The organism is Streptacidiphilus monticola (assembly GCF_042658505.1).
GTDB classification, from domain to species: Bacteria; Actinomycetota; Actinomycetes; order Streptomycetales; family Streptomycetaceae; genus Streptacidiphilus; species Streptacidiphilus monticola.
In genome coordinates this window covers 41679-51855 of sequence record NZ_JBHSQJ010000044.1, presented here as the reverse complement: position 1 = coordinate 51855, position 10177 = coordinate 41679, and the positions used below count along the sequence as shown (strand labels likewise).

General features: G+C 72.6%; 9 protein-coding genes. All 9 read left to right on the top strand.

The features are described from left to right. On the top strand, positions 1-2665 hold a 2665-nt coding region (locus ACFP3V_RS11595), incomplete at its 5' end, for an Rne/Rng family ribonuclease (RefSeq protein ID WP_380582701.1). A 293-nt stretch (positions 2666-2958) separates the two neighbouring features. After that, on the top strand, positions 2959-3273 hold the full coding sequence (gene rplU, locus ACFP3V_RS11590) for a 50S ribosomal protein L21 (RefSeq protein ID WP_380582699.1): 315 nt from the start codon (positions 2959-2961) through the stop codon (positions 3271-3273). 14 nt (positions 3274-3287) lie between these two features. Beyond that, complete coding sequence (gene rpmA, locus ACFP3V_RS11585; RefSeq protein ID WP_380582697.1) at positions 3288-3542, top strand: 50S ribosomal protein L27; 255 nt, start codon at positions 3288-3290, stop codon at positions 3540-3542. Between the two features lie 105 nt (positions 3543-3647). Beyond that, the gene (gene obgE / locus ACFP3V_RS11580) at positions 3648-5123 is read left to right on the top strand and encodes a GTPase ObgE (protein WP_380582695.1); all 1476 of its coding nucleotides are present in this window, start codon (positions 3648-3650) and stop codon (positions 5121-5123) included. A gap of 4 nt (positions 5124-5127) precedes the next feature. Continuing rightward, the gene (locus ACFP3V_RS11575; RefSeq protein WP_380582693.1) at positions 5128-6120 is read left to right on the top strand and encodes an adenosine deaminase; all 993 of its coding nucleotides are present in this window, start codon (positions 5128-5130) and stop codon (positions 6118-6120) included. Positions 6121-6338: 218 nt separating this feature from the next. Beyond that, on the top strand, positions 6339-7490 hold the full coding sequence (proB, locus tag ACFP3V_RS11570; RefSeq protein ID WP_380582691.1) for a glutamate 5-kinase: 1152 nt from the start codon (positions 6339-6341) through the stop codon (positions 7488-7490). Positions 7491-7604: 114 nt separating this feature from the next. Then, complete coding sequence (locus ACFP3V_RS11565) at positions 7605-7994, top strand: hypothetical protein (RefSeq protein ID WP_380582705.1); 390 nt, start codon at positions 7605-7607, stop codon at positions 7992-7994. 65 nt (positions 7995-8059) lie between these two features. Further along, a complete protein-coding gene (locus ACFP3V_RS11560; RefSeq protein ID WP_380582689.1) occupies positions 8060-9406 on the top strand; it encodes a glutamate-5-semialdehyde dehydrogenase in 1347 nt (448 codons plus the stop codon). A gap of 226 nt (positions 9407-9632) precedes the next feature. Further along, entirely contained in the window at positions 9633-10091 is a 459-nt protein-coding gene (locus ACFP3V_RS11555) for an SCO2583/SCO2584 N-terminal domain-containing protein (protein WP_380582687.1), read from the top strand. Positions 10092-10177 lie beyond the last annotated feature (86 nt).

Below are 10177 nucleotides of genomic sequence, written 5' to 3'. Positions count from 1 at the left end.
GGAGGCGCCCGCCGAGGCGGAGGCCCGGGAGGTCGAGGCTCCCGCGGAGGCCGAGCCGCGCCGCCGCACGCGGCGGCGTCCGGCCGAGCCGACCGAGCCCGCCGTCTTCGAGCAGGTCGCCCAGCGTGAGCCGCTGCCGCAGGGCGGCGACGAGGACGAGACCGAGGACGGCGACTTCGGCGGCCGTCGCCGCCGGCGGCGCCGCGTGGTCGCGCCCGCGTTCGTGACGCCTGCTCAGGAGGCGCCCGAGGACGAGGAGTCGGAGGCCGACGAGGAGCACGTCGAGGGCGAGGAGCACGAGGAGGCCGAGGGCCACGAGACGGAGGAGGGGCGTCCGTCCCGCCGCCGTCGCCGGGGCGGCCGTCGCCGTCGTCGCAGCGAGGGCGAGGCCGAGGAGTCGGCGGAGGCCGCCCACGCCGAGGAGGGTGAGGAGTCCGACGAGCACGACGAGGAGGGCGACGACCTGGGCGAGGCCCTGGCCACCTCCTCCCGCCGTCGCCGCCGTCGCCGTCGCCGCAGCGGTGACGCCGGTACGGACATCGAGCTGACCAGCGAGGACGACCCCGAGCGCACGGTGCTCAAGGTCCGCGAGCCGCGCCGGTTCGACCCGGACGAGGTGCAGTCCATCAAGGGCTCCACCCGCCTGGAGGCCAAGAAGCAGCGCCGCCGCGAGGGCCGCGAGCAGGGCCGCCGCCGCGTGCCGATCATCACCGAGGCCGAGTTCCTGGCCCGCCGCGAGGCGGTGGAGCGGGTCATGGTGGTCCGTCAGCACGGCCAGCGCACCCAGATCGGCGTGCTGGAGGACGGCGTCCTCGTCGAGCACTACGTGAACAAGGAGCAGGCCAGCTCCTACGTCGGCAACGTGTACCTGGGCAGGGTGCAGAACGTGCTGCCGTCGATGGAGGCCGCCTTCGTCGACATCGGCAAGGGCCGCAACGCCGTGCTCTACGCCGGTGAGGTCAACTTCTCCGGGCTCGGCCTGAAGAACGGGCCGCGCCGGATCGAGTCGGTGCTCAAGTCCGGGCAGTCGGTGCTGGTCCAGGTCTCCAAGGACCCGATCGGCCACAAGGGCGCCCGGCTCACCAGCCAGATCTCGCTGCCCGGCCGCTACCTCGTCTACGTGCCCGAGGGCAGCATGACCGGCATCAGCCGGAAGCTGCCGGACACCGAGCGGGCCCGGCTGAAGAACATCCTCAAGAAGATCGTCCCGGACGACGCCGGCGTCATCGTGCGCACGGCCGCCGAGGGCGCGTCCGAGGAGGAGCTGACCCGGGACGTCCAGCGGCTGCAGCAGCAGTGGGAGGACATCCAGAAGAAGGCCAGCAGCGGCAACGCCCCGGCGTTGCTCTACGGCGAGCCGGACATGACGGTCCGGGTGGTCCGCGACATCTTCAACGAGGACTTCTCCAAGGTCATCGTCCAGGGCGAGACCGCGTGGTCGACCATCCACGAGTACGTCTCGTCGGTGGCCCCGGACCTGACGCCGCGTCTGCAGAGGTGGACCTCCGAGGTCGACGTCTTCGCCACCTACCGGGTGGACGAGCAGCTGATGAAGGCGCTGGACCGCAAGGTCTGGCTGCCCAGCGGCGGCTCGCTGGTGATCGACAAGACCGAGGCGATGGTCGTCATCGACGTCAACACCGGCAAGTTCACCGGTCAGGGCGGCAACCTCGAGGAGACGGTCACCCGCAACAACATCGAGGCGGCCGAGGAGATCGTCCGCCAGCTGCGGCTGCGGGACCTGGGCGGCATCATCGTGATCGACTTCATCGACATGGTGCTGGAGTCCAACCGCGACCTGGTGCTGCGGCGCCTGCTGGAGTGCCTGGGCCGGGACCGGACCAAGCACCAGGTGGCCGAGGTCACCTCGCTGGGCCTGGTGCAGATGACGCGCAAGCGTGTCGGCCAGGGCCTGCTGGAGTCCTTCTCCGAGACCTGCGTGCACTGCAACGGCCGCGGTGTCATCGTCCACATGGAGCAGGCGGCGCCCGCGCCGAAGGGCTTCGCGGGCCCGAAGCCGGGTGACGAGGCGTCAACTGGCGGCGGCAGCAAGCGCCGTCGTCGCGGTGGTGCCAAGGCCGAGGAGGCGGCGGAGACCGCCGAGGCCGTGGAGGCGGCGGAGACCGCCGAGGTGCTGGAGCACGAGCACGTCCACGAGCCCGAGGAGCTGGAGGTCGTCACGCCGGAGGCGGTGGCGTCCGAGCCGGAGCCGCAGGCGGAGCCCGTGGTCGCGGCTGAGCCCGCCCCGGTGGACGAGGCGGCGCGCGCGGAGGCCGAGGCGCTGGCGGAGGCGATGATCGAGGCACCGGCCCGTCGTGGCCGCAGGCGTGCGGTCCGCCGTGCGACGGCTCCGGCGGGTTCGCCGGAGGCGGCGACGGTGGTCGTCCGCTCGGAGTCGGCGCCGGTCGCCGAGCTCCAGCCGGAGCCGCAGCTCCAGCCGGAGCCGCAGCCCGAGCCGGTGGCGGAGGCCCCGGCGGAGGAGCCGGCGCCCGTGCCCGAGGCCGCAGCCGAGGCGGAGGAGGCTCCGGCGGAGCCGAAGAAGCGCACGCGCAAGGCCCCGGCGAAGAAGGCCGCCGCCAAGAAGACGGCTGCCAAGAAGACGACGACGGCCAAGCGCGCGACCAAGAAGACGGCTGCGCCCAGCGAGGCTCCGGCAGCCGAGTGAGCCGCGGCCCGCGAGGGCNCGCCCGGGGAGGTCCGTCACCGGACCGCCCCGGGCGGCGGGCTGCCCGATCACCCGGGGCGCGAGCCCCGGCGGGAGCGCCCGGGCTGGTTTGACCCGGCCCGCAGGCTTTCCGTAGTCTTGACCCTCGGCGTGTCCTGCGGTAGTCGCAGGCCGCCCCGCTCCTGAGCACCCACCTTCCGGACGGTCACCCGTCCGGGAGAGGCCCCCGGGCAGGTTGTCCGCGCCGGGTCGGCTGGCGTCAGGGGCTCCGACCGAGTTGAGAGAGGTTCGACGTGTACGCGATCGTGCGTAGCGGCGGGCGGCAGCACAAGGTTGCCGTCGGCGATGTTTTTGAGGCTGACAAGGTCGACGCCAAGGTCGGCGACACCGTTGAGCTGTCGACCATCCTGGTCGTCGACGGCGACTCGGTCACCAGCGACCCGTGGGTCCTGGCGGGTGTGAAGGTCCACGCCGAGGTGGTCGACCACCACAAGGGCGAGAAGATCTCCATCCAGAAGTACAAGAACAAGACCGGTTACCGGAAGCGCATGGGTCACCGCCAGCGCCACACCGCGCTCCGCGTCACCAGCATTGACTCGGCGAAGTAAGGGGCTAGAGACAGATGGCTCACAAGAAGGGCGCAAGCTCTACCCGCAACGGTCGTGACTCGAACGCCCAGCGCCTCGGCGTGAAGCGCTTCGGCGGCCAGGTCGTCAACGCCGGCGAGATCATCGTCCGCCAGCGCGGCACCCACTTCCACCCGGGTTCCGGCGTCGGCCGTGGCGGCGACGACACCCTGTTCGCGCTGCAGGCCGGTGCCGTCGAGTTCGGCACCCGTCGCGGCCGCAAGGTCGTCAACATCGTGCCGGTCGCCTGATCCCAGGCAGACCTTTCCAAGGGTGGATCGGAAGACTCCGGTCCACCCTTGGTGTTTGAGCAGTACCGAGATTTCCCCCCTCCGCCGGCGAAAGGCAGCAGCACCATGACCACCTTCGTAGACCGCGTCGAACTCCACGTCGCCGCGGGCAACGGGGGCCACGGCTGCGCCTCCGTGCACCGCGAGAAGTTCAAGCCGCTCGGCGGTCCCGACGGCGGCAACGGCGGCAAGGGCGGCAGCGTCACGCTCGTGGTGGACCCGCAGATCACCACGCTGCTCGACTACCACCACCACCCGCACCGCAAGGCCGGCAACGGCAAGCCCGGCGCGGGCGGCCACCGGACCGGCGCGGACGGCGAGGACCTGATCCTGCCGGTGCCGGACGGCACCGTGGTCCTCGACAAGAAGGGCAACGTGCTGGCCGACCTGGTCGGCAACGGCACCACCTTCGTGGCCGCCGCGGGCGGCCGCGGCGGCCTCGGCAACGCCGCACTCGCCTCGGCGCGCCGCAAGGCGCCCGGCTTCGCGCTGCTGGGCGAGCCGGGCGAGTCCGGGGACATCGTCCTGGAGCTGAAGTCCGTCGCGGACGTCGCCCTGGTGGGCTACCCCAGCGCGGGCAAGTCCAGCCTCATCTCCGTGCTCTCGGCGGCCAAGCCCAAGATCGCGGACTATCCGTTCACCACCCTGGTCCCCAACCTCGGTGTGGTCACGGCCGGTTCGACGGTCTACACGATCGCGGACGTCCCCGGGCTGATCCCGGGCGCCAGCCAGGGCAAGGGCCTGGGCCTGGAGTTCCTGCGCCACGTCGAGCGCTGCGAGGTGCTCGTGCACGTGCTCGACTGCGCCACCCTGGAGTCCGACCGCGACCCGCTGAGCGACCTGGAGACCATCGAGGCCGAGCTGGCCCAGTACGGCGGCCTGGAGGACCGGCCGCGCGTGGTCGCCCTCAACAAGACCGACGTTCCCGACGGCCAGGACCTCGCCGACATCGTCCGCGCGTCGCTGGAGGAGCGCGGCTACCCGGTGTTCGAGGTGTCCGCGGTCTCCCGCAAGGGCCTCAAGGAGTTCAGCTACGCCCTGGCGCAGATCGTCGCCGAGGCGCGGGCGGCCAAGCCGGTCCAGGAGAGCACCCGCATCGTCATCCGCCCGAAGGCCGTGGACGACGCCGGCTTCTCCGTGGTCTACGACGAGCACGAGGACCTCTACCGGGTGACCGGCGCCAAGCCGGAGCGCTGGGTGCGCCAGACGGACTTCAACAACGACGAGGCCGTCGGCTACCTCGCGGACCGGCTCAACCGCCTCGGAGTCGAGGAGGAGCTGATGAAGCTCGGCGCCCGCGAGGGTGACACCGTCGTCATCGGCAGCACGGAGGACGCCGTCGTCTTCGACTGGGAGCCGACCATGGCCGCGGGCGCAGAGATGCTCGGCCGCCGCGGCGAGGACCACCGCTTCCAGACCCAGCGCGAGGCCGTCGGCCGCCGCCGCGAGCGGGAGCGCATGCGGGCGGACGCGGCGGCGGAGGAGTTCGCCTCCTTCGACCCGCTGAGCCGCCACGCGATCGAGAACGACGAGGACTACTGAGAACGTGACCGCGAGTCAACGGCCGCTGCCCAAGGCCGAGTTGCACCTGCACATCGAGGGGACGCTGGAGCCCGAGCTGGCCTTCGAGCTGGCCCGGCGCAACGGCGCCGAGCTGCCCTGGGCGGACCCGGACGAGCTGCGCGCCGCGTACGCCTTCACCGAACTGCAGTCCTTCCTGGACCTCTACTACCGGCTGACGGACGTGCTGCGCACCGAGCAGGACTTCGCCGACCTGGCCGAGGCCTACCTGCGCCGCGCGGCACGGGCGGGCGTGCGGCACGCGGAGATCTTCTTCGACCCGCAGGCGCACACCTCGCGCGGTGTCGAACTCGGCACGGTGGTAGGGGGGTTGGTGGCCGCGCTGAGTGAGAGCGAGCAGCGGCACGGCATCTCCGCCCAGCTGATCCTCAGCTTCCTGCGCGACCTCCCGGCCGAGGACGCGCTGCGGACGCTGCGCGAGGCGAAGCCGTTCCTGGAGCACATCACCGCCGTGGGCCTGGACTCGGCCGAGGTCGGCCACCCGCCGGCGAAGTTCCGCGAGGTCTTCGCGGAGGCCCGGGCGCTGGGCCTGCGCTGCGTGGCCCATGCGGGCGAGGAGGGGCCGCCCGCGTACATCGCGGAGGCGCTGGACGTCCTGGGCGTGGAGCGGATCGACCACGGCATCCGCTGCATGGAGGACCCGGAGCTGGTGGCCCGCCTGGTGGCGGAGCAGATCCCGCTGACGGTGTGCCCCTTCTCGAACGTGCGCCTGCGGTGCGTGGACACGCTGGCGGACCACCCGCTGCCCGCGATGCTGGAGGCGGGGCTGCTGGTCACCGTCAACTCGGACGACCCGTCCTACTTCGGCGGCTACGTGGACGACAACTTCGCCGGGGTGCGGGACGCCCTGGGCCTGACGGAGGATCAACTCCGCACCCTGGCCAGGAACTCCTTCCAGGCATCCTTCCTGCCCCCGGCCCGGAAAGCCGAGCTCCTCGCCTCCCTCGGCGCCCCCTGAGGGGCGCGAGGAACGGCGCGAGCAACACACCGCCCGGGGAGGTCCTTCCAGCGCATGGGGTCGGACCTCCCCGGGCGGAGTTTTCCCGCGCCGTTCCTCGGCGCCCCCGAGGGGGCTCCGCCCCGGAGGGGCGTCCGGAGCGTGGAACCAGGGTGAGTGGGGCCACCCCCTTCGCGTAAATTGCGTGCTGACAAGCAACTTCGAGCGGGAGCGCGGGCGTGGCAGACGAGTCAGCGGAGCTGCGATCGGGGCTGCGGCCGGACGTCCTCGACGCCAGGCGCATCGTGGTGAAGGTGGGCTCCTCGTCGCTCACCACCGCCGCGGGGGGTCTCGACGCGGACCGCGTCGACGCGCTCGTGGACGTTCTCGCCCGCAGGCGTACCGCCTCGGACACCGAGATCGTCCTCGTCTCCTCCGGCGCCATCGCCGCCGGACTCGCGCCGCTCGGGCTGGAGCGGCGGCCCAAGGATCTCGCGCGGCAGCAGGCCGCCGCCAGCGTCGGGCAGGGGCTCCTCGTCGCGCGGTACACCGCGTCCTTCGCCCGGTACGGGCTGAGGGTGGGTCAGGTCCTGCTCACCGCCGAGGACGCGAGCCGGCGGGCGCACCACCGCAACGCGTCGCGCACCCTGGAGCAACTGCTCGCCATGGGCGCGGTGCCGGTGGTCAACGAGAACGACACGGTGGCCACGGCGGAGATCAAGTTCGGCGACAACGACCGGCTCGCGGCCCTCGTCGCGCACCTGGTCCGGGCCGACCTCCTCGTCCTGCTCTCCGACGTGGACGGGCTCTACGACGGCGACCCGAGCAAGCCCGGCACCTCCCGGATCGCGGACGTGCGCGGGCCGCAGGACCTGGTGGGCATCGAGATCGGCAGCGCGGGCAAGGCCGGGGTCGGCACCGGCGGCATGGTGACCAAGGTCGAGGCCGCGCGGATCGCCACCGGCGCGGGGATCCCGGTCGTGCTGACCGCCGCCCGCCACGCCGCCGACGCGCTCGCGGGCCGCGAGACCGGAACGCTCTTCCATCGCACCGGCAGGCGTTCGACCGATCGGATGCTGTGGCTGGAGCACGCCAGCTCCCCCCGTGGCGCGGTCACCCTGGACGCGGGAGCGGTGAAGGCCGTGGTGGAGCGGCACTCGTCGCTGCTTCCGGCCGGGGTGACCGCCGTCGAGGGGGATTTCGCTCCCGGCGATCCGGTGGACCTTCTTGACGAAAACGGCAACATCGTGGCGCGAGGACTGGTCAACTTTGATTCGAGGGAGATTCCCCGACTGCTCGGTCGCTCCACTCGGGAACTCGCCAGGGAGTTCGGGCCCGAGTACGAGCGGGAGGTCGTCCACCGCGACGATCTCGTCGTGCTCACGGGCTGAGGGGCGCGCTCCCGCGCTGTGAGGAGAAACGCGGGGACGATCGCCGACAGGAGGCCGCCGGTGGCACGCAGGCGCCAGGAAGCCCGGACGGCGGCCACGGGCCGCTCCGCCCAGGTGGTCCCGATCGGGCGCACCGTGGCAGACCACCGCGAGCCGCAGGACGCGGCGCGGATATGGCACGTGGTGCTCAACCTCGCGGGCACGGTCACCCCGCTCGCCCAGCTGAAGCAGGGCCTGGAGCAGCTGGCGCACGACCATCCGCCGTTCCTGACGGCCCGTTACGCCGCGGACCACGCCGAGATCCGGTACTGGGAGCAGGCCGCCACCCTGCAGGACGCGGCGGCGCTGGCGTTACGGCTCTGGGGTGAGCACCGCGCCACCGCACAGCTGCCCCCGTGGGAGATCGTCGGCCTGGAGGTGGTCGACCGCTCCACCTACCACCAGCGGATCGCCTCCGGCTTCGCCGAGCCCCCGGCCTTCCTGGGCGGGGTGCACCCGTACTGAGGTGACGGTGTCTCAGGCAGCGGAAGGCGGCCGGTCCGGGTCCGGTTTGGCCGTACCCTCTTGCCATGAGCAGCAGCCACGACGACCAGTCCGCCCGTTCCGAACTGACGGCGTTCCCCTCGCCGTCGCTTCCCTCGCCGCTGCCGCAGTCCGAGGTGCTGCGGGCCGCGTACCGCGCCAGGGCGGCCGCCGCCGAGCTGGCCCCGCTGCCGCGGACGCCGAAGGACGAGGCGCTGCTGGCCATCGCGGACGCCCTGATCGTGCGCACCCGCGAGATCGTGGACGCGAACGCGGAGGACGTCGCCCGGGCCCGTGAGGCCGGGACGGCCGAGTCGGTGATCGACCGGCTGACGCTGACCCGCGAGCGGGTCGCCGCGATCGCGGAGGACGTGCGCAAGGTGGCCGGGCTGCCCGACCCGGTCGGCGAGATCGTCCGCGGCTCCACGCTGCCGAACGGCCTGGACCTGCGTCAGGTCCGGGTCCCCCTGGGCGTGGTGGGCATCATCTACGAGGCCCGGCCCAACGTGACGGTGGACGCGGCGGCGCTCTGCCTCAAGTCCGGCAACGCGGTGCTGCTGCGCGGCTCCTCGTCGGCGTACCGGTCGAACCAGAAGCTGGTGGAGGTGCTGCGCGACGCCGTCGGCGGCGCGGGCCTGCCGGCCGACGCGATCCAGCTGGTGCCCGGCGAGAGCCGGGAGTCGGTGCAGGAGCTGATGCGTGCCCGCGGCATGGTGGACGTGCTCATCCCGCGCGGCGGCGCGTCGCTGATCCGGACGGTCGTGGAGCAGTCCACCGTGCCGGTGATCGAGACCGGCACCGGCAACTGCCATGTCTACGTGGACGCCGAGGCGGACCTGGAGATGGCGGTGCGGATCCTGCTGAACTCGAAGGCCCAGCGGGTGAGCGTGTGCAACACGGCGGAGACGCTGCTGGTGCACGAGGCGGTCGCCGAGGACTTCCTGCCCCTCGCGCTGGCCGCGCTGGCGGAGGCCGGGGTGACCGTCCACGCGGACGAGCGGGTGGCGGCGATCGCCGCGGCCGCGGAGAGCAAGGCCGTGGTGGTCCCGGCCACCCCGGAGGACTGGGAGACGGAGTACCTCTCGTACGACATCGCGGCCGCGGTGGTGAACTCGCTGGAGGACGCGGTGGCGCACATCCGGCTGTGGTCCTCCGGCCACACCGAGGCCATCGTCACCAAGTCCCAAGCGGCGGCCCGGCGTTTCACCCAGCTCGTGGACGCGACGACGGTGGCCGTCAACGCGTCCACCCGGTTCACGGACGGGGGGCAGTTCGGCTTCGGGGCGGAGATCGGCATTTCCACGCAGAAGCTGCACGCCCGCGGTCCGATGGGGCTGCCGGAGCTCACCTCCACGAAGTACATCCTCACCGGCGACGGCCACGTGCGCCCGTAGGGCGCCCTTGAGGGGCGCGGGGAGCCCCCACCCTCCCCAGCCTTCGGCCGGGGAGCTCCCACGGCGGGAGGTGCCCCCACCGTGAGCAACCCGCCACCCGGGGAGGGTTCGTCCCGCAGGTGGGGTCGAACCCCCGCGGGCGGTGCGTTGCTCGCGCAGTTCTCCGCGCCCCCAAAGGGGCGTTCGCATGGCAGACAAAGTGGACCGGTCGCCCTAGGCTGAGTTCATGGCGGAGGGATTCGAGCCCGACGACGTGGGCGGTGAGTTCGCGGAGCCCGTACTGGACGAGGCGTTCGTACGGGCTGCGCTCGTGCACGAGCCCTCAGCCAGGGAACGGATGCTGATGGCCCGTCCGGCGCGGTCCGCGCCGCACCTCGGGGAGGTCCGGGCCGAGGAGGACGACGACGGCACTCCGCTCGAACTGCGTCCGCTCGACGACAGCGCCCACTGGCAGTGGAGCCATCCCGCCCCTTCGGGGCGCTGGCAGCGGGTCGTCGCCCGGCTGATGCTGGTGGTGATAGGAGTGGTCGCCGTGCTGGTCGCGGCGGCCGCGCTGTACCGGGCGGCCGGAGGGGACGGGCAGCGCCAGCCCGCACCGAGCACGCCGAGCAGTTCGACCTCGCCGCAGGCGACGGCCGCGGCGACCCCCACCCCCGCCGTCCTCGTCGCGCACGGGTCCGGCTGAGCGCCGGGCCGGGTGAGCGCCGGGCCGGGTGAGCGCCGGGCACCGGGTGAGCAGAAACACAGCGGACAGCCTGCTGCCCATATGTC